This window comes from Enterobacter sp. DVT3837 (genome assembly GCF_056238685.1).
Genome location: NZ_JBWDLA010000004.1, coordinates 1 through 21,021, shown reverse-complemented (window position 1 = coordinate 21,021; position 21,021 = coordinate 1). Strand labels below are relative to the sequence as shown.

Sequence of the window (21,021 nt, the reverse complement as noted above, 5' to 3'; positions counted from 1 at the left end):
TGCTGAGTTGAAGGATCTGATCACGCATCTTCCCGACAACGCAGACCGTTCCGTGGCAAAGCAAAAGTTCAAAATCACCAACTGGTCCACCTACAACAAAGCTCTCATCAACCGTGGCTCCCTCACTTTCTGGCTGGATGATGGGGCGATTCAGGCCTGGTATGAGTCAGCAACACCTTCTTCACGAGGCAGACCTCAGCGCTATTCTGACCTTGCCATCACGACTGTGCTGGTCATTAAACGCGTATTCAGGCTGACCCTGCGCGCTGCGCAGGGCTTTATTGATTCCATTTTTACACTGATGAATGTTCCGTTGCGCTGCCCGGATTACACCAGTGTCAGCAAGGGGAGCCCGCAGAATTCGGAAAAAATCGTACGCTAAGGTTTTCCGGGCATCCGTAAGGGCCGAAACTTCCCGTCTTCCAGTCTGCGGCTCTGCCGCCAGACGTAATCGCCGGTTAGGTTGATGTGCTCCCAGCCCAGCGGCGACAGGAATTGCAGCAGCTCGCCGTCCACCGGCTTGCCGGCCTCGACCAACCCCTGGGTGGCGCGTTCCAGGTACACCGTGTTCCACAGCACGATAGCCGCCGTCACCAGGTTGAGGCCGCTGGCCCGGTAGCGCTGCTGCTCGAAGCTCCGATCCCTGATTTCCCCAAGGCGGTTGAAGAACACCGCCCTGGCCAGCGAGTTGCGCGCCTCACCTTTGTTCAGGCCGGCATGCACGCGGCGGCGCAGTTCAACACTTTGCAGCCAGTCCAGGATGAACAGCGTGCGCTCGATCCGGCCCAGCTCGCGCAGGGCCACGGCCAGTCCGTTCTGGCGCGGGTAGCTGCCGAGCTTGCGCAGCATCAGCGAGGCGGTGACGGTGCCCTGCTTGATCGAGCTGGCCAGGCGCAGGATGTCGTCCCAGTGGGCACGCACGTGCTTGATGTTCAGGGTGCCGCCGATCAGCGGGCGCAACGTCGGGTAGGCTTGCACGCCCTGCGGCACGTACAGCTTGGTTTCGCCGAGGTCGCGGATGCGCGGCGCGAAGCGGAAGCCTAGCAGGTGCATCAGGGCAAAGACGTGATCGGTGAAGCCGGCCGTGTCGGTGTAGTGCTCCTCGATCCGCAGGTCGGACTCGTGGTACAGCAGGCCGTCGAGCACATAGGTGGAATCGCGGACGCCGACATTCACCACGCGGGTGCTGAACGGCGCGTACTGGTCGGAGATATGGGTATAGAACAGCCGTCCCGGCTCGCTACCGTACTTCGGGTTGACGTGCCCGGTGCTCTCGCCCCGGCCACCCGCGCGGAAGCGCTGGCCATCGGAGGATGAGGTCGTGCCGTCGCCCCAGTGGGCGGCAAAGGCGTGGCGATACTGGTGGTTGACCAGCTCGGCCAAGGCCGCCGAATAGGTTTCGTCGCGGATGTGCCAGGCTTGCAGCCAGGACAGCTTGGCGTAGGTCAGGCCGGGGCTCGACTCGGCCATCTTGGTCAGCCCGAGGTTGATCGCATCACCGAGGATTGCGGACAGCAGCAACGTCCTGTCTTTGGCCTCGGCCCCGTCCTTCAAGTGGGTGAAGTGGCGGCTGAAGCCCGTCCAGTCGTCCACGTCCATCAGCAGTTCGGTGATCTTGATGCGCGGCAGTAACTGGCTGGTTTGGTCGATCAGCGCCTGCGCCCGATCCGGCACCGCCGCATCCAGCGGGGTGATTTTCAGCCCTGACTCGGTGAGGATGGCATCGGGCAGCTCGTTGTCCTTGGCCAGGCGGGTGACGGTGGCCAACTGCTCGTCCAGCAGCTGCAAACGCTCTTCCAGGTACTGGTCGCTGTTCGGGTTGATCGCCAGGGGCAGGGCCTGCTCGCGCTTGAGTGCGGCGAACTTCTCGGCCGGCAGCAGGTAGTCGTCGAAGTCGCGGAACTGCCGCGAGCCCTTGACCCAGATGTCGCCGGAGCGCAGGGCGTTCTTCAGCTCGGACAGGGCGCAGATTTCGTAGAATTTCCGGTCGAGGCCTTCCGGGGTGATCACCAGCGGCTTCCAGCGCGGCTTGATGAAGGCCGTGGGTGCATCGGCCGGCACCTTGCGCAGGTTGTCGGCGTTCATCTCACGCAGGGTCTGCACGGCTGCCAGCACGCCTTGCGCGGCCGGCGCGGCGCGCAGTTCCAGCACCTCCAGCAAGGCCGGCGTGTAACGGCGCAGGGTGGCGAAGTTCTCGCCGACCAGGTGCAGGTGGTCGAAGCCTTCCGGCCGGGCCAGCAGCTCGGCCTCGCTGACGCTCTCGGTGAACTCGTCCCAGGGAATCACCGCCTCGATGGCGGCATAGGGGTCGCTGCCGCTTTCCTTCGCTTCCAGCAGCGCCTGGCCGATCCTGGAGTACAGGCGCACCTTGTCGTTGATCGCCTTGCCCTGCTTCTGGAACTGCTGCTGATGCTTGTGCTTCGCGCCGCTGAACAGCTTGACCAGGATGCGGTCATGCAGATCGACCAGCTCATCGATCACGGTCGCGGTGCTCTCCAGCACCACGGCGGCCAGGGTCGCGTAGCGGCGCTGCGGCTCGAACTTACCGAGGTCTTTGGGCGTCATCTGCCCACCCTCGCGGGCCAGCTTGAGCAGGCGGTTCTGGTGGATGTGCCGGCCCAGGCCTTCGGGCAAGTCCACCAACTGAAATGTCTTCAGCCGCTCGATGTGTTCCAGCATGTGCCGAGAGTTGGGTTTCAGCGGTGCCTGGCGCAGCCAGGTCAACCAGGTGATGCTGCTGCCGGCCTTGAGCTTCAACAGCTCGTCCAGCTTGGCCCGATGCGAGTCCGTGAGTGGTTCGACCAGGGCGCGGTAGACCCGCCGATTGGCTCGCGCAATGGCTTCCGAGCAGGCCCGGTCAATCACGCTCAGCGCCGGCAGGATGCGTCGTTTCTGCCGTAGGCTCTCCAGGGCCTGACCGGCCAGCAGCAAGCCTTTGTCGGTCTGCTGGGCCAGCTCGGTTAGCTCGCGCACCAGGGCGCGGAAGTCGGACAGGCCGAACGGGGCCAGTTGCAGGTAGGTGCGCAGTTCCTGGGCATGCTCGCGACGGGTCACGTCGCGCTCGCCGTACTTTGCCCAGCTCGCCGGCTCGGCCTGGACTTGCTTCGCCACCCACAGGATGACCGGCTCGGGCAGCTCGCTGTCGGTTCCCAGCGCGTAACCGGGGTAGCGCAGCAGGCAGAGCTGCACGGCGAAGCCGAGGCGGTTGGCGTCGCCGCGTCGCTGGCGGATCAGCGACAGGTCGGAGTCGTTGAAGGTGTAGTAGCGGATCAGGTCATCCTGGCTTTCCGGCAGCGCAAGCAGGGTGTCCCGCTCCGTGGCCGAGAGGATCAAGCGACGCGGCATGTGTCAGTCGTCCGTGCGGAGGTACTGGTAGAGGGTTTCCCGGCTGATGTTGAACTCGCGGGCAAGCTGCGCCTTGGGCTCGCCGGCCGTCGCTCGCTGCCGCAGGGTAGCAGCCTGCTCATCGGACAGGGCTTTCTTGCGGCCCCGGTACGCGCCACGCTGCTTGGCCAAGGCGATGCCCTCACGCTGCCGCTCGCGGATCAGGGCGCGCTCGAACTCAGCGAAGGCCCCCATCACCGACAGCATCAGGTTGGCCATCGGCGAGTCCTCGCCAGTGAACACCAGGCCCTCCTTCAGGAACTCGATGCGCACGCCGCGCTGAGTCAGCTTCTGTACCAAGCGACGCAGGTCATCGAGGTTGCGGGCCAGCCGATCCATGCTGTGCACCACCACTGTATCGCCTTCGCGGACGAAGCTCAGCAGCGCTTCGAGCTGGGGGCGCTGGGTGTCCTTGCCCGATGCCTTGTCGGTGAACACCTTGCTCACCTGGGTTTGTTCCAGCTGGCGTTCCGGGTTCTGGTCAAAGCTGCTGACCCGGACGTAGCCGATGCGGTGCCCCTGCACGATGTCTCCTTGGTTGAAGGCGGCTTAAGTGCACTTTCTGTTCCGTTGTGCCTCAAAGCCCATTTCTGTCAGGCTGAAATCTATAACCTTCGCGGGCATGTGTCAAAAAATGGGAAAGCAGACTCTATTCTGACGAAGCGGCGCGGCCCTGCCTGACATCAAGTTAGGGTATAGCCTAGATTGACATGCGCGATGCAACCCTTAACTTGCTTGCACCTATCGTTTCCATGCTAGCTTTATCGTAACGCTCAAGAAATTGGGCTTAATGCCGAAAACAATAAAATAAAACAGCCAACCCTTGAGGTTCTTATGCGCCAGAATTTACCAGTGACGGGTCGAAACTTAGAACTCCCAAAAGATGCCAATATTCTTTCGACTACCTCCCCTCAAAGCCATATCACGTACGTTAATCCTGACTTCATTAAAATCAGTGGTTTCACTGAGGAAGAACTATTAGGCCAGCCTCACAACATCGTAAGACACCCAGATATGCCGCCTGCTGCATTTGAGCATATGTGGAGTACATTAAAATCTGGCCGCTCATGGATGGGGCTAGTAAAAAATCGCTGTAAAAATGGCGACCACTATTGGGTAAGTGCTTATGTAACGCCAATAGCTAAGAATGGTTCGATTGTTGAATACCAGTCTGTAAGGACCAAGCCTGAACCTGAGCAGGTTTTGGCTGCGGAAAAATTATATGCTCAATTGAGAAGCGGGAAGGCCGCGAGGCCGAAATTGGCTGCTAGCTTTTCCGTGAAAATACTCTTGCTCATATGGGGTAGTATTATATCAAGCGCAATGGCTGCCGGCATGCTTACTGATACATCAATAAGCAGCTTATTGTTAGCCACTTTAATGTCAGGAAGCTTAAGCTCTGTTAGTGTTTTGGCTATTCTCTCTCCTCTTGGAAGACTGGTTGAAAGAGCCAGGAATATTTCCAATAACCCATTAAGTCAATCCCTCTACACTGGGCGCACCGATGAGTTTGGCCAAATAGAGTTTGCTTTACGAATGATGCAAGCTGAAACAGGCGCCATAGTAGGTCGCATAGGTGATGCATCAAATCGGCTTAGCGAACACACCCGAGGCCTACTAAAGGATATTGAGTCAAGCAATGTACTTACAGTTGAGCAGCAGGCAGAGACAGATCAAATAGCAACGGCAGTAAACCAAAGGGGTCCGCTTGGAAAACGGAATCTATGGTCACTCCCGTTTTTGCAACACCGATTTTGACGACAAGTTGGCTTGCTTGAATCTATCCGGCGTCTGAATGGGATTTTATTCCCGCGCCTTGATGAGTTCCGCGCCTGATGAACCTCCAGAAAATATACGGCTTCAATGAGCCTTTCCGTTTTACAGGTTCCTCAACAGGCCGGTGGGCCGTTAGTATCATCAATATCAGTATTCGCAAAACCAGATCAGTAATTCTTTAAACCGGTGTATTTCTGCCGTTATGCTACATAAGTTTGCTGTCGTGCCGTTAGGGCCCAGGCTATTCTGGCCAGCTTGTTTGCCAGAGCACAAGTGACGACAAAGTTGCTTTTCCGGCACAGTAAATCCCTGACCCAATCGGCCAATTTGCCAGACTGGTGTTCCAGTTTTTGTATGAATACCCTGGCACATTGAACCAACAAAGTTCGGATCTTTTTATTACCTCGCTTACTAATTCCCAGCAATGTCGTCCTACCTCCCGTGCTGTACTGCCGAGGTACAAGCCCTGTTGCCGCCGCAAAGTCACGGCTGCTGGCGTACTGCTTCCCGTCGCCAATCTCAGTTGAAATAGTACTCGCTGTCAGTGTTCCGACGCAGGGAATGCTCAGCAAGCGCTGTCCAACCTCATCTTCGTCCAACTTTCGTTTCAACTGGGATTCCAAATCTTTAATCTGCTCAACAAGATAGTGATAATGCTGTTGTAATTTCAGCAATAACTGGCTGAGGTAAAGAGGCAAACTATTATCCTCAAGAATGGTACTCAGTCGGCTAATAACGGCAGCTCCTCGGGGAACGCTAATGCCAAATTCCAGCAGAAAAGCATGCATTTGATTGGTTGTTTTTACCTTATCCTGAACCAGGGATTCACGGACACGATGCAGAGCCCGCATTGCCTGCTGAGATTCCGTTCTGGGCTGCACAAAACGCATAGACGGACGCGATGCAGCTTCACAAATAGCTTCGGCGTCGACAAAGTCGTTTTTATTGCTTTTAACGAACGGGCGGACAAATTGTGGTGATATCAGCTTTGGGGAATGCCCCAACTCTTCCAACTTGCGTGCCATAAAGTGAGAACCGCCACAGGCTTCCATTGCGATGGTTGTAGCGGGGCATGTCGCCAAAAATTCGATCAACTTTGGCCGGGTAAATTTTTTACGGTAAACAGCCTTCCCGCGACGATCCTGGCAATGAATATGGAAAGAGTTTTTACCCAGATCGATACCAATGAGCGCAATGTTTTCCATGATAGTTCTCCGAATGAAAGCCTGTCCTCAGCATAGTACCGGGAAGGAGGGAGTGACCATCTCATTAAATATCCTACGCTAAGCCTGTTTTTCGTACAGATTGCTTCACGGGTCTATGGTGATAGCTAAAAAATCACCAATACTACCTCACGAGTATGTTGATAGCTCATCGTGCCCGTATCAAGTTTGCATATACCAAGGAAGCGGAGACGAAAGACCACCTATTACTGAGGGATCCCCAGTAATGGGAGGGTAAAATGAAAGATATAATGCTACCAATTACTCACCGTCAGTCACGTATCGCTGGATTAACTACGGCATTCGCAGCGAGATAAGTATTCCCCATGTTAAGCCAATAGAAATATAATTATCCATTTTAATTTCGGGCTAGCATCAGTGAATTTTTTTGTTTTTACGAAAACTTTTAGTAAAAAGAAAATATCACTAAGGCTATATACACCTTTTACTAAATCTCTATATGCTATTTTTTTAACAAATAACCTCCTTATTTTTTATTTGCCCCTCACCTTTTTTCTATATAAACCAAGGAAGTGTCTGGCCTCATATAGGGCATGCCTAAACAGCGATACGCTCAAATCATTATTTTTTTCGACTTTGCGTGGCCGATGGTTTTAGATATTACATCAATATAGCATTCTGCTCTGACGTCGAAATAATCACCGCGATTTGTGATGGATTCATTATTGTACTTGTAGGTGTAGTCCATATCTTTTGATATGTAGAAACGCCCATTTGCCAACGCCAATTCCATCGTCCATAAAATATCTTTATGACTCCGGCCATCATGAAATGACAGATTGTTATTCCTGATATAGTCAGATCTAACTATCTGTAACCAAAAGTAATGTGGCCATTCCCTGACTTTTACTGCGTGACTTACCCACGCATTGCCGGATAAAATTTCATCATAAGGTTGGTTGGTATGTACAGGTTTTTTATTATCGCTTTCATGCCAAAGCTTCCAGGCATTGGACAAAAGCACATCGGCATTATGGCTGGAAGCCTGGATGTACCTGTTATAAATGAATCCTTCAGACACATCGTCATCGGCATCCAGAAACATGACCCACTGGCCTTTATGCTTGTCTAATCCATTATTTCTGGCCGCGTATACACCTTTATTATTTTGTTCAATAACTTGAACTCTGCCATCCTTTATGGAGTTAATTATCGTTGACGTGTTGTCTGAGGAACCATCGTTAACGATAATAACTTCAATGTTGATCCTGTCTTCTAATAAGATATCTTCGATCAAGGATTTGATGGTTTTTTCTGCGTTGTAAACGGGGATTATTACACTCACCGCAATTTCATGTTTCATGTTCACTCCAGTAAATTGAATGTATTTATTTGTCCCCGGAGTTATTTCCGGGGACAATAATCACCTCAGCATTAAGAGTGGGATTTGTGTTTTTTCCAACATGGCGGTGGTGTTGCTGCCGATAAAGAATCGCCGCAATGGCGAATGGCCATAGGCACCCATCACAATCAGGTTAATGTCGTTTTCATTAGCGTGACGGCAGAGCGCCTCAGCAACGGATGTACCTTCCAGTAGGTGGCTTTCGGTCGCGATGCCAGCTGCTTGCAGCACACTCTGTGCTTCCTGCAAGGCTCGTGTATCCCCCTTAACCATCACGAGGTGGCAAACCAGGCCATTGAGTAGCGGGCTAAGTGTCAGGCGCGTCAGGTTTTTGCGACTCTCATCGCTGCCATCATAGGCGAACATAACTTTGGATGGTGGAGAATAAGCCTCCGGCACGATAAGTACCGGTTTTTTCTGCAGGCGAATAATGCTTTCCAGGTGGCTGCCAACCGGGTTCTGCGTTCCACGGCGGCCCAGCACCATCAGGCGAACATCCCCTAAATCAGCCAGGATTTCATCCAACGCGCCATGTTTTTGCAGTAATTGAACATCAGCATGACCAGCATCATTCAGCAACTTCGCACAGCTAGCCAGTATGGCTTTGCCCTGTGCCATTAATAATCGGTTACGCTCTCCTTCAACTTTCACCAACTCTTCGGTGAGATGCGCCTGGCTATCAATGCCGATACTTCCGGTCAAATCTGACACGGCAGGATGTACGTCTTTCTCCAGTACGTGCAGCAGGGACAGCGGCGCATCCAGCAGATTGGCGGCCCAGGCCGCGTATTCGCACACAGGTCGGGTAGACGGTGAGCCGTCAACGCAGGCAATAACGGTATTGTTCATCTCTGTTCTCCTGACTGTTAATGGCCGCCCATTAATTTTTCCACTTCTTCAGGTTTGTCATGCACCCCGAAGCGGTCAACAATTGTGCGGGTAGCCTGATTCATTCCACGGATTTCCACGTTCGTGCCTTCACGGCGGAACTTAATAACCACCCTGTCGAGTGCGCTGACCGACGTAATATCCCAGAAATGGGCATGTGAGACGTCAATGACTACGTGCTCCACCGCTTCGCGAAAATCGAAGTGGCTCATGAACCGATCGGCAGAAGCAAAGAACACCTGACCGGCTACGGTGTAGATCCGCGTTGACGCTTTAAGTTCGGACGACACCGCCATAAAACGGGCCACTTTGGTGGCAAAGTTCAATGAGGCAATCAGAACGCCGGTTAAGACGCCATACGCCAGATTATGCGTGGCGACCACTACCACCACGGTGGCCAGCATGACGACACTGGTTGACAGTGGATGGCTGCGTAAGTTAGCGATCGACCCCCAGGAGAAGGTACCGATAGAGACCATGATCATGACCGCGACCAGGGCCGCCATTGGGATTTGTGAGACCCAGTCACGCAGGAAAACCACCATACAAAGCAGGACAACGCCCGCAGTGAGTGCGGAGAGGCGGCCACGCCCCCCAGATTTCACGTTGATCACCGACTGACCGATCATCGCGCACCCAGCCATACCGCCAATAAATGCGGCGCCAATGTTGGCGATACCCTGTGCTTTGCATTCCCGGTTCTTGTCGCTCGGTGTATCGGTCATGTCATCCACAATAGTCGCGGTCATCATTGACTCAAGCAGCCCCACCACGGCAAGGCCGGCGGAATAAGGCAGAATGATTAATAGGGTATCGAGATTGAGAGGTACATCGGGTAACAGAAATACTGGCAGGCTGTCCGGCAACTTACCCATGTCGCCGACAGTGCGTACGTCCAGATGCAGCCACATGGAGATCCCGGTCAGCACGACGATGCAGACCAGCGGCGAGGGGATGGTTTTATTGAGGTACGGGAACAGATAAATAATGCCTAGACCGGCCGCCGTCAGGGCGTAAACGTGCCAGGTGACGTTGGTCAACTCCGGCAACTGCGCCATGAAAATGAGGATCGCCAGCGCATTAACAAAACCGGTAACTACCGAGCGGGAAACATAGCGCATCAGGCTTCCAAGCTTCAGATAGCCCGCAATAAGCTGAATCACACCTGTAAGAACGGTGGCTGCCAGTAAATACTGCAAGCCGTGGTCCTTCACTAGGGTGACCATCAGCAATGCCATAGCACCGGTTGACGAAGATATCATCCCTGGACGACCACCACAGATGGCGATTATCAGCGGGATACAAAACGCAGAGTAGAGCCCAACTTGCGGGTCAACACCAGCGATGATGGAAAAGGCGATCGCTTCAGGGATAAGCGCGAGCGCGACAACAATACCGGCGAGGACGTCTCCACGGACGTTACCCAGCCAGTCCTTACGCGTCGAGGACAGCAACATAGTCGTTTCTCAGTTTTTGAATACAGTCAGCCCGTAAAGGGCAAAAAATTTAGATACGGTAAAGCACATCCGCAGACGGGATGTTAAAGAGTGCGCGCTGAGGGTTACTCAGAACGACAGAGAAGGGGAAAACTCAGGGTGGCGTCATATGCATGGTAGTTTTTATTACTCCTTGATGGTCGGTGTGTACACCTTCAGGGATCAGATAAACCAGATGAAGATATTCAAGGCTGGCCGCGGAGTCTGCCAAGGCAAACAGCGTCTTACTATAAACGAAACTGAAACAGGGTCAATCATGGATTAAATGTGCCATTAATGTATACCCCAGTGTCATAGCCTAAAGTGTCGCCATTTTCCCCTTGGATCATCACCTATCTGTCACGTACATTATGATCATCACTTAAACGTCATAAATGGGTGAAAAATGTACATTCATGGTTACCTCCGCGCATCAACAAAAGAACAGGATGCTCTCCGAGCAAAAAATCGGATGAAAGCCTTTGTTGAAGAAAAAGGATTTCGGCTGGCCAGTTGGTACACCGAAAATGTATCCGGGGCATCACTTCAACGGCCAGAACTTTTACGGTTACTTGATGATGCTGCACCTGGTGACATTATTCTCATCGAGCAGGTTGATCGCCTTTCGCGCCTGGATGAAGAGGGCTGGCAAAAACTAAAGCATCTTATCCAGGAAAAACACCTTGTGGTTGTCAGTCTTGACCTCCCAACGAGCCATATGGCTCTTGCAACACATGCTGGCGATGACTTTACCCTTGCAATACTTAAGGCTATTAACGGAATGATGCTTGATATGCTGGCCGCCATAGCTCGCAAAGACTATCAGGATCGTCGCCGGCGCCAAGAGGAAGGGATAGCGAAAGCCAAGGTGGCCGGTAAATTTCGGGGACGTCAGGCAGATCATCAATTGCATGAAAAAATCATAGAGCTTCGGGTTAAAAACAGGCAGAGCATCCGTGATACCGCAAGGTTGTGTGGCGTTTCAGAACGAACGGTTATACGCATTGTTAAACTCAAAGCATGTTCTTGATGCGTATATTTTGAACGTCCAAGCGGACAGCGTCCGTATGCAGGGAGAGCATTTATGCCACGGCGACAGATACTGAGCAGTGATGAAAAAGAACGCTTACTGATTGTGCCGGATGATGACATTCTGCTAACCAGGATGTGCTTTTTAAGTGAGCAGGATCTGGTCCTCATCAACAAACACCGGAGACCCGCTAACCGCCTGGGCTTTGCCGTTTTACTCTGTTATCTGCGAGGGCCGGGTTTTACTCCAGACAAAAACAGTCTCCCTCACGATGGCGTTATGTCCAGAGTGGCAGAGAGATTGAAACTTCAACCTGATTTATGGCGAGAGTACGCAACGAGGGAGGAAACCCGTTGGGAGCATCTTGCCGAACTCTATCGCTACTTGGGATTAGTGCCTTTCAACAGGTCATTGCAAAAAACATGCATCCGCCATTTATATCCGCACGCCATGCGGACCGACAAAGGCCTGATTCTTGCTGAAGAGATGCTCGCTTGGTTGCACAACAACAACGTTATTTTCCCTTCCGTTGATGTGATGGAGCGAACCCTTGCTGAAGCCGCAACACTTGCAGACAGAGCCGTATTTTCTACACTGACGACGCAACTGGAACAACGACATAAAACAGCACTGGATAATCTGCTTGCATCAGGTGATGAGCAACTTTCCCGTCTTGCCTGGCTGCTTCAGCCCCCGGGTAAGATTAACGGTAAAAACGTGCTGCAACATATTGATCGGTTGAATGCCATTGAGGGGTTGGCACTGCCGGAAGGTATTACGCTTTCCGTTCACCAGAACCGACTGCTGAAACTGGCTCGCGAAGGCCGGAAAATGAGTAGCAGGGACCTGGCAAAATTCTCCGGCACACGTCGTTATGCCGTGCTGGTTTGTATTATCTCAGAAGCAAGGGCAACGCTTACCGATGAAATCATCGAACTACACGAACGTATCCTGGGTAGCTTGTTCAGCAGGGCAAAGCGCACACAAGCCGAACGGCTTCAGAAAACAGGAAAACTCATCCAGAGCAAGTTAAGGCAATATCTTACTGTTGGGCAGGCGCTGCTAAACGCACGGGAGTCAGGAGAAGATCCCTGGGCGGCGATAGAAGACGTACTTCCCTGGCCGGAATTTATCACCAGTCTGGAGGAAACACAGTTTCTGGCCCGAAAGGATAATTTTGATCCGCTTCATCTGATCACCGAAAAATACAGCACGCTGCGTAAATATGCGCCCCGTATGTTGTCTGCATTGCAGTTCAGTGCAGCCCCTTCAGCACTGCCACTCGGTGATGCGCTGGATACCGTCAGAGAAATGTACCGCAAACAACTCCGCAAGGTTCCGTCAACAGCGCCAGTAAAGTTTATCCCTGAGAGCTGGAAAAAGTTGGTAATAACGCCATCGGGTATCGATCGCCGGTATTATGAATTCTGTGTACTGAATGAGCTGAAAGGCGCATTGCGATCTGGTGATATCTGGGTTAGAGGATCACGACGCTACAGGAATTTTGACGATTACCTCATTCCTCCTGCTGATTTTGAAAAATCACTCAAAGAGAAACAGTTACAGCTTGCCATTCCGACAGACTGCCAGGAATACCTTCACTCCCGTATGACACTGCTGGCGTCGCGACTGGAAGAGGTCAATGCGATGGCGATTGCCGGTGATTTGCCTGATGTTGATATATCGGACAAAGGTGTGAAGGTCACGCCTCTTGATAACAGCGTTCCTTCGATTGTATCACCGTTTGCCGACCTGGTTTACGGCATGCTGCCGCACCCAAAAATTACCGAGATATTAGATGAAGTGGACAGTTGGACGGGATTTACCCGCCACTTTACTCACCTCAAAAATAATCACGTCAGACCAAAAGACAAAAAGCTGTTGCTGACCACCATCCTGGCAGATGGTATCAACCTGGGGCTGACTAAAATGGCAGAATCCTGCCCGGGAACCACAAAAGCGTCGCTGGAAAGCATTCAGGCATGGTACATCAGGGATGAAACGTATGCAGCCGCGCTTGCCGAACTAGTGAATGCACAAAAAAAGTGCCCACTGGCAGCATCATGGGGGGACGGTACAACGTCATCCTCCGACGGCCAGAATTTTCGAGTCGGAAGTCATGGCCGCTATGCCGGACAGGTGAATTTAAAGTACGGTCAGGAACCCGGCGTGCAGGTTTATACACATATATCAGACCAATACAGCCCATTTTATACCAAAGTGATCAGCCGGGTCAGGGACTCTACCCATGTGCTGGATGGGTTGCTCTATCACGAAAGCGACCTGGAAATTACGGAGCATTACACCGATACAGCGGGTTTCACTGAACATGTTTTTGCGCTAATGCATCTACTTGGGTTTGCATTTGCACCAAGGATCCGGGATCTCCATGACAAACGGCTATTCATTCATGGAAAGGCGGAAAAATATTCTGGGCTTCAGTCAATCATATCCACGACCAGTCTGAATCTCAAAGAAATTGAGACACACTGGAATGAGGTACTGCGCCTGGCGACCTCGATCAAGCAGGGCACGGTAACCGCCTCGCTGATGTTAAAAAAGTTGGCCAGCTACCCCAAACAAAACGGCCTGGCAAAAGCGTTACGGGAAATTGGCCGTATCGAGCGAACGTTGTTTATGCTGGACTGGTTTCGCGATCCGGCCCTGCGTCGTCGTGTGCAAGCCGGTTTAAATAAGGGTGAAGCCCGCAATGCGCTTGCGCGGGCCGTTTTTATGCACCGGTTGGGCGAAATAAGAGACAGGGGGCTGGAAAATCAAAGCTATCGCGCCAGCGGGCTGACGCTGTTGACTGCGGCGATCACGTTGTGGAACACGGTGTATATAGAAAGGGCCATCGAATCACTAAAACGAAAGGGGCTCCAGATTAATGAGCCGTTGGTTTCTCACCTGTCCCCTCTGGGCTGGGAGCATATCAACCTGAGCGGAGATTACATCTGGCGTAATAATCTTAAGCTGGGATCCGGTAAATATCGACCGTTACGCACAGTTGATGTCAGTCTGTACAAAAAAGAGGCTTAGCGTAGGATATTTAATGAGATGGTCACTCCCTCCTTCCCGGTACTATGCTGAGGACAGGCTTTCATTCGGAGAACTATCATGGAAAACATTGCGCTCATTGGTATCGATCTGGGTAAAAACTCTTTCCATATTCATTGCCAGGATCGTCGCGGGAAGGCTGTTTACCGTAAAAAATTTACCCGGCCAAAGTTGATCGAATTTTTGGCGACATGCCCCGCTACAACCATCGCAATGGAAGCCTGTGGCGGTTCTCACTTTATGGCACGCAAGTTGGAAGAGTTGGGGCATTCCCCAAAGCTGATATCACCACAATTTGTCCGCCCGTTCGTTAAAAGCAATAAAAACGACTTTGTCGACGCCGAAGCTATTTGTGAAGCTGCATCGCGTCCGTCTATGCGTTTTGTGCAGCCCAGAACGGAATCTCAGCAGGCAATGCGGGCTCTGCATCGTGTCCGTGAATCCCTGGTTCAGGATAAGGTAAAAACAACCAATCAAATGCATGCTTTTCTGCTGGAATTTGGCATTAGCGTTCCCCGAGGAGCTGCCGTTATTAGCCGACTGAGTACCATTCTTGAGGATAATAGTTTGCCTCTTTACCTCAGCCAGTTATTGCTGAAATTACAACAGCATTATCACTATCTTGTTGAGCAGATTAAAGATTTGGAATCCCAGTTGAAACGAAAGTTGGACGAAGATGAGGTTGGACAGCGCTTGCTGAGCATTCCCTGCGTCGGAACACTGACAGCGAGTACTATTTCAACTGAGATTGGCGACGGGAAGCAGTACGCCAGCAGCCGTGACTTTGCGGCGGCAACAGGGCTTGTACCTCGGCAGTACAGCACGGGAGGTAGGACGACATTGCTGGGAATTAGTAAGCGAGGTAATAAAAAGATCCGAACTTTGTTGGTTCAATGTGCCAGGGTATTCATACAAAAACTGGAACACCAGTCTGGCAAATTGGCCGATTGGGTCAGGGATTTACTGTGCCGGAAAAGCAACTTTGTCGTCACTTGTGCTCTGGCAAACAAGCTGGCCAGAATAGCCTGGGCCCTAACGGCACGACAGCAAACTTATGTAGCATAACGGCAGAAATACACCGGTTTAAAGAATTACTGATCTGGTTTTGCGAATACTGATATTGATGATACTAACGGCCCACCGGCCTGTTGAGGAACCTGTAAAACGGAAAGGCTCATTGAAGCCGTATATTTTCTGGAGGTTCATCAGGCGCGGAACTCATCAAGGCGCGGGAATAAAATCCCATTCAGACGCCGGATAGATTCAAGCAAGCCAACTTGTCGTCAAAATCGGTGTTGCAAAAACGGGAGTGACCATAGATTCCGTTTTCCAAGCGGACCCCCAAATGGTGGCAAGCATTCAAGAGGTTGCGAGCAATGCACAGCATGCTGCAGATGCGGCCGGAAGAGCAGACACTGAGACGGCATCTGGCCAGCGTCTGGTAGCCCACACAAGCCAGTCAATCACTGCCCTTGAAGGTGAAATTAGGCAAGCCACTCAGGTTATTCATGAGCTTGAAGGTCAAAGTAACGAGATATCAAAAGTTCTTGACGTTATACGAGGGATCGCCGAGCAAACGAATTTGTTGGCACTCAACGCAGCAATTGAGGCCGCGCGTGCTGGTGAGCAGGGGCGTGGTTTTGCTGTTGTCGCCGATGAGGTTCGCAGTCTTGCTGCTCGCACACAGCAATCGACAACGGATATTCAAAGCATGATCAGCGCTCTACAAGAGCGAGCGCAATCCGCTGTTACAGTCATGGAGCAAAGTAGTCGGCAAGCGCACACGAGTGTAGCTCACGCAGAGGAAGCAGCTACAGCTCTTGATGGAATTGGCCAACGCGTTAACGAAATTACCGACATGAACGCGCAAATAGCGACTGCGGTCGAGCAGCAGGGAGCAGTAAGTGAAGACATAAACCGCAGTATTATCAATATACGCGATGCTGCTGATACCAATGTACAGACCGGGCAGAATAATTTGCAAAGTGCGAAATCTGTCGCTCAGTTAACTAGCGCTCTGAGCGAACTGGCAAAACAGTTTTGGGAAAAACGAGGATAACGCTTTTCAGTATCTCGACAGGGATAACTTACTTTACCATCGGTTATCCCTTTTAGCCGCACAAATTTTAGCCATGGCTTTTCAGGAAGTCAGGGCTATCAGAATGGCCTTAGAAAGCCTAGTCAAAGAGCTGTCACGAGAACACCGTTAGCTTAGCGTACGATTTTTTCCGAATTCTGCGGTTCCCCCAGCAAGCGCGCAAAGTCGGTTAATGTCAGTTTCAAAACGTTCACCCGGGGTGAAATCGCGCATCTGGTGATTGATTCCACCGGGCTGAAGGTCTTTGGTGAAGGCGAATGGAAAGTCAAAAAGCATGGCCAGGAACGCCGTCGTATATGGCGAAAGTTGCATCTGGCAGTTGACAGCAAAACACATGAAATCATCTGCGCAGACCTGTCGCTGAACAATGTGACGGACTCAGAAGCCTTCCCGGGTCTTATCCGGCAGACTCACAGAAAAATCAGGGCAGCATCGGCAGACGGCGCTTACGACACCCGGCTCTGTCACGATGAACTGCGGCGTAAGAAAATCAGCGCGCTTATCCCTCCCCGAAAAGGTGCGGGTTACTGGCCCGGTGAATATGCAGACCGTAACCGTGCAGTGGCTAATCAGCGAATGACCGGGAGTAATGCGCGGTGGAAATGGACAACAGATTACAACCGTCGCTCGATAGCGGAAACGGCGATGTACCGGGTAAAACAGCTGTTCGGGGGTTCACTGACGCTGCGTGACTACGATGGTCAGGTTGCGGAGGCTATGGCCCTGGTACGAGCGCTGAACAAAATGACGAAAGCAGGTATGCCTGAAAGCGTGCGTATTGCCTGAAAACACAACCCGCTACGGGGGAGACTTACCCGAAATCTGATTTATTCAACAAAGCCCCCGTGGTGTATCAATCTATGAATGTTATACCCTAATTACCCCATTTGACATCCTCTCCGCCCTAAAGTGCGGAGATTCCTACCCTGCGCGACCGCACGCCTCACTTCCGGGTAGGGCAGTTCCCCTCCGGTGAGCGGGGGAAGGGGGACGCGCCTCCGGCACTGCCCCTCAGCGCCCCCGGAAGGTTCTTTCTCCATTATCTTCTTCCTGCCACCCCGTCCTGAACAATCTGCTGCTGTATTACTTTCTATCTCTACGGGAAATACTCATGGCATCATTAAATGTCATTATTAAAGTTCAGTCAGGTAATATTAATTTAATCAGCACAGCATTTATTTTGATATACTGATGGTCTGTTTTTCTATTAATCAGTAACGCTGATACTTTCCAATACCAATGACCTTTCTGAAACGGATGATAAAGATGAAAAACACCTCGCGCAAAATCAAAATCACCTATGATGACCTGATGAACATCACAGCAATGAGTATAGAAACCATCACAGGAATTCAGGGCAGGGTCCAGCTCAGCGAAAATGAGCTGGGCATACTCAGGGGAATTATCCTCCACTGGAGAGCACTTGCATCCCAGTTCGGCATATCAACTGAAAACCTGGACAGGGATATGGACTGGCTGTGTGAACTGGCCGGAATACCGGTTAACTGACAGGCAGGGAGGTCAATGTCAGATAACATATAATTACTTATGAAATAAAATTTAACAAAGAACAACGCACCTTAATCTGAATATATTGCGTCTGCTGCCGATAATAATATTATTGTAATGAGGGTGGTATGTACGATTTTCATATTTTAAGTCTTTGTATTCAGAATAAGGATGTGGCAGGCGCCATGCGCGTTCTGCGCGATAAATCAGAGTTTGCCGCGCGTAAGATTCTGGAAAAAATAAAGGTCACGGTGACATCGCTGACGGGCAGGGCGTTCTGGCATGATGTCCAGCGCTGGCTGTTGAATGCGTGCCGCCAGGAGAGTATACCGAATGAATCAGTCCGTTCCCGGCCTTCTTCACCCCCTTCAGACACCCGGCCAGCTCAGTCCGGCCGCCCTGGATATGGTCAAGCTTCTGGCGCTCCTGGCCATGCTGATCGACCACATCAATACGGTGTTTATGACCCCAGCTCAGCCGGTGATGTATGCGCTTGGCCGGATGGCATTCCCCCTGTTCACGCTTATCTGGGCGATGAACGTGCGGCGCGCACCAGAACGTCTTCAGGTGAGAGCAAACCGTCAGTGGATATGGGCCATCATCACCCAGCCCGTCTTCAGCCTGGTCTTTGCCGGCCATCAGCCGTGGTGGGCTCTGAACATTCTCTTCGTGTTCGCCGGCGTCACGCAGCTGCTCGCCCTGCAGTACCGGTTCGGCAGAAAGGGAAGTCTTGCCGGTGCTCTGCTGCTGGCCATCATGATCTGGCCGCTGAGTCCGGCCAGTTACGGTCTGACGGGTGTTGCGCTGGCCATCGGCATGGTAATCACCACCGGCGGACAAAAACCTGGCGTGCAGCTCACGGGAATTATCGTGTCCGTCCTGGCGCTGTGTTGCCTGAACGGATTATCGCACCTGCTGAGTCTGCCGGCAGACACGCTGTTGTTCGCCACTCTTCCCACACTCGTATTTCCCCTGATGGCCCTGTCCCTGAGCATTCATCTGTGTCCGGAAGGCTGCCCGCGCTTCATGCCACGACATTTCTTCTACATTGCCTATATCGGCCATCTTCTGGTGCTCCTCCTCCTGTTGCACCTCTGGTGAGAGAGCCACAGTTTCGGGGCGTCAGCGCACCCCGGGAACCCCTCGCCCCCGCTCCAGTAAATCAATGGCCAGCTGAAGATAAAGGACCTGGTCCGGCTCCCATTTCCCGTTACTTTCGGCCAGCTCATTGCGCAGCACGGTGATGATATTTTTGCTTGTGGAGTCGTGTCCGGCCTCCACGAGTGAAAAAACGATACTGCCCACGACCTGGCACATTTCTTCATGCTGGCGCAGGAACGCTTCTGAATAGTCCATCCTGATTTCTCCACTGCGAATCTGTTCAATATTACGGCGGATGGTCATTATGCCGTGCAGCGGCATGGAGACGCCAGCTGAAGTCACGCGGAACGCTGCCGGTGAGGGGCGTCGTGACCGGCTTCAGCCGTTACGGATTGATAGTTTCTGCCTTGCCCATCCCATTCCCTGCAAAGCCAAATCCCCTGAAAGCCACTCTGGTTGCCGGTTTGCGCCGTCGGAGTGGTCACGACAAGGCGTAGCCGTAGTCGGGGCGTATCTCCGCGTTAGCGGGCCGTGAGGGCCGCTTACGGGCGTGTACTCAAAAGCCTCAGCGACTTACTGACAGCGATTCAGAATTCTAGTTACAACATCCCTCTTAAAGCGAGGGTGTTCCGGCCCTTTGGGCCGGGGCGGCGTCGGTTTAGCAGGGGTCAGGTATGTATGCGGTGCCTGGTTCTGGCGAGAACGGGGCCCGGCGCTTGCGACGGGAGGTACTTTTGATTTCCTTCTGAGCGCGCGGCCGTGAGGCCGCTGCATGCGAAGGCATTTTACGTTATCCACAGAGTGGCCCAAGACAAAGATCCACTCTGGAATGTAATGAACAGAGAGATAAAAAAGGTGAAGTAAGACTGTTTTGCGGAATGTCTTTTATTCATTTCCGGGTTACTTCACTTATTCGTTTGCGGATTTCTGTGTAAAAAAAAGAGACTGTGGCCATTGCGGGCCATAACGACCGGCAGAACGTCATGATGACCGGAAGAAGAAAGGAGTGAAGGATGAAAAATGAGCAGAATGGCCGAAAAAAACCAGCACGAAAAGCCCCGTTGAGGGGCCTTTAAACAAGAAGACTGTTGTGTCGTCTGTGACTAGTCCGGTGGAGAAAGCGCCAGATCCAGCTGGTAAAGATGCCGGATAGCCAGCGCCTTCAGGCGCTCAGATGTGCACCAGTACGCTTCGTCAGGCGGCATGGTGCGATAAATCCATTCAGACATTGCATGGAGTCGTTCATCTGCCGGCAGCTTTATCAGGTTGTTGGCACGTTTACGCTCCGCGCCTTTTTTGCGGCGGTAAACGAGTGCCTCCTGACGCTTACGGCCAGACCAGCATTTCCGCGCAGAGTGGGCCTGAACATCATCATGTTCGCTCATCACTCCTTCCCGGATCAGCTGCTCACGCTCGGCGCTCTGACGGAGCTTCTTCTCCTGCTCTTTAAACAGCTTGTCCATATCGACGCCCAGCATCTGGAATCCCACGGGGGTTATATAGACATACGTTGGCAACCAGGTGCGGGATTCACGATCCCAGGCGCGTTCTTCTGCGAGGCCCAGAACGCCAAACCGTACCTGTTCCTCAATAAGCCGTGAAAGGCGTGACACCGTCACCTCCGTTTCAGGAATGACATTGCCTTTTGCGTCCTTTGCACTGAGTTCTTTTGCAAGACGGGAGATACACATGCCGACGGTATGCTTGCCGGCATCACAGAAGCTGATGAGCACTGGCCAGAGCGCATCGAGCAGGCGCTGACGTTCCGGACGGAAGCCATATTTACGTCCCGCCTTACGGCGGCCGGCGACATAGAGAGGGTGACGAGAAACATGCATGCGCAGGCTGACCTGCCCGGTTTCTTTGTCTTTTTTCACCAGGCGATTGTAGGCATGACCGAGTTGTCCGGAGAGCTTTTTATAATGCTCCGGGCGATACCAGGCCGGGTTCTCACATTTGGCTTTTGTGGAATGCTCACCGCGTTTGCGGCGGGTCAATTTTTTGACCGGTGCAATGAGGAAATTACCCTGAGTGCCGGCATCGACATCCTGGCAGAAACAGGTTAGCTCATCTTTCGGTAGATCTGACCAGTGAACAGAAATCTGATTGTCATTCAC

The 21,021-nt window shown here is 52.4% G+C and carries 14 protein-coding genes and 3 pseudogenes; 9 read left to right on the top strand and 8 right to left on the bottom strand.

What is annotated here, in order from left to right:
• Window positions 1–7 precede the first annotated feature (7 nt).
• Window positions 8–346: pseudogene (locus AC0XWG_RS24610) on the top strand (transposase); the annotation flags it as partial.
• Window positions 347–378: 32 nt separating this feature from the next.
• Here the strand turns inward: AC0XWG_RS24610 and AC0XWG_RS24605 are convergent.
• The gene (locus AC0XWG_RS24605) at window positions 379–3,345 is read right to left on the bottom strand and encodes a Tn3-like element TnAs1 family transposase (RefSeq protein ID WP_001138014.1); all 2,967 of its coding nucleotides are present in this window, start codon (window positions 3,343–3,345) and stop codon (window positions 379–381) included.
• A gap of 3 nt (window positions 3,346–3,348) precedes the next feature.
• Complete coding sequence (locus AC0XWG_RS24600; protein ID WP_001161490.1) at window positions 3,349–3,909, bottom strand: recombinase family protein; 561 nt, start codon at window positions 3,907–3,909, stop codon at window positions 3,349–3,351.
• Window positions 3,910–4,218: 309 nt separating this feature from the next.
• On the opposite strand from AC0XWG_RS24600, the gene AC0XWG_RS24595 reads away from it, so the two are divergent.
• Window positions 4,219–5,142, top strand: a complete 924-nt coding sequence (locus AC0XWG_RS24595) for a PAS domain-containing protein (protein WP_475681140.1) — start codon at window positions 4,219–4,221, stop codon at window positions 5,140–5,142.
• Between the two features lie 218 nt (window positions 5,143–5,360).
• On the opposite strand, the gene AC0XWG_RS24590 is transcribed toward AC0XWG_RS24595, so the two are convergent.
• The 4 genes and pseudogenes from AC0XWG_RS24590 to AC0XWG_RS24575 all read right to left on the bottom strand — a co-directional run bounded on the left by AC0XWG_RS24590 (window position 5,361) and on the right by AC0XWG_RS24575 (window position 10,091).
• The gene (locus AC0XWG_RS24590) at window positions 5,361–6,365 is read right to left on the bottom strand and encodes an IS110-like element IS4321 family transposase (protein WP_000427623.1); all 1,005 of its coding nucleotides are present in this window, start codon (window positions 6,363–6,365) and stop codon (window positions 5,361–5,363) included.
• A 347-nt stretch (window positions 6,366–6,712) separates the two neighbouring features.
• Window positions 6,713–7,707: pseudogene (locus AC0XWG_RS24585) on the bottom strand (glycosyltransferase).
• Window positions 7,708–7,767: 60 nt separating this feature from the next.
• Window positions 7,768–8,595, bottom strand: a complete 828-nt coding sequence (locus tag AC0XWG_RS24580) for a universal stress protein (protein WP_016809499.1) — start codon at window positions 8,593–8,595, stop codon at window positions 7,768–7,770.
• Window positions 8,596–8,612: 17 nt separating this feature from the next.
• A complete protein-coding gene (locus tag AC0XWG_RS24575) occupies window positions 8,613–10,091 on the bottom strand; it encodes a SulP family inorganic anion transporter (protein WP_016809498.1) in 1,479 nt (492 codons plus the stop codon).
• A 424-nt stretch (window positions 10,092–10,515) separates the two neighbouring features.
• On the opposite strand from AC0XWG_RS24575, the gene AC0XWG_RS24570 reads away from it, so the two are divergent.
• The 7 genes and pseudogenes from AC0XWG_RS24570 to AC0XWG_RS24540 all read left to right on the top strand — a co-directional run bounded on the left by AC0XWG_RS24570 (window position 10,516) and on the right by AC0XWG_RS24540 (window position 18,904).
• Window positions 10,516–11,139, top strand: a complete 624-nt coding sequence (locus AC0XWG_RS24570) for a recombinase family protein (RefSeq protein ID WP_016809496.1) — start codon at window positions 10,516–10,518, stop codon at window positions 11,137–11,139.
• Window positions 11,140–11,193: 54 nt separating this feature from the next.
• Window positions 11,194–14,178 carry a Tn3 family transposase gene (locus AC0XWG_RS24565; RefSeq protein ID WP_016809495.1) on the top strand — a complete coding sequence of 995 codons (2,985 nt, stop codon included), beginning with the start codon at window positions 11,194–11,196 and terminating at the stop codon, window positions 14,176–14,178.
• Between the two features lie 78 nt (window positions 14,179–14,256).
• Window positions 14,257–15,261, top strand: a complete 1,005-nt coding sequence (locus AC0XWG_RS24560; protein ID WP_000427623.1) for an IS110-like element IS4321 family transposase — start codon at window positions 14,257–14,259, stop codon at window positions 15,259–15,261.
• 280 nt (window positions 15,262–15,541) lie between these two features.
• Complete coding sequence (locus AC0XWG_RS24555; protein ID WP_224965575.1) at window positions 15,542–16,255, top strand: methyl-accepting chemotaxis protein; 714 nt, start codon at window positions 15,542–15,544, stop codon at window positions 16,253–16,255.
• 189 nt (window positions 16,256–16,444) lie between these two features.
• Window positions 16,445–17,080: pseudogene (locus AC0XWG_RS24550) on the top strand (IS5-like element IS903 family transposase); the annotation flags it as partial.
• Window positions 17,081–17,560: 480 nt separating this feature from the next.
• Window positions 17,561–17,803, top strand: coding sequence for a hypothetical protein (locus AC0XWG_RS24545; protein ID WP_008502222.1), 243 nt, complete (start codon window positions 17,561–17,563; stop codon window positions 17,801–17,803).
• A 333-nt stretch (window positions 17,804–18,136) separates the two neighbouring features.
• Complete coding sequence (locus tag AC0XWG_RS24540; protein WP_008502221.1) at window positions 18,137–18,904, top strand: TraX family protein; 768 nt, start codon at window positions 18,137–18,139, stop codon at window positions 18,902–18,904.
• A gap of 21 nt (window positions 18,905–18,925) precedes the next feature.
• Here the strand turns inward: AC0XWG_RS24540 and AC0XWG_RS24535 are convergent, their stop codons facing one another.
• The gene (locus AC0XWG_RS24535; protein WP_226840878.1) at window positions 18,926–19,225 is read right to left on the bottom strand and encodes a DUF2767 family protein; all 300 of its coding nucleotides are present in this window, start codon (window positions 19,223–19,225) and stop codon (window positions 18,926–18,928) included.
• A 782-nt stretch (window positions 19,226–20,007) separates the two neighbouring features.
• Window positions 20,008–21,021 (bottom strand): plasmid replication initiator RepA (gene repA, locus AC0XWG_RS24530; RefSeq protein ID WP_475681139.1); only part of this gene is annotated, 1,014 nt, incomplete at its 5' end.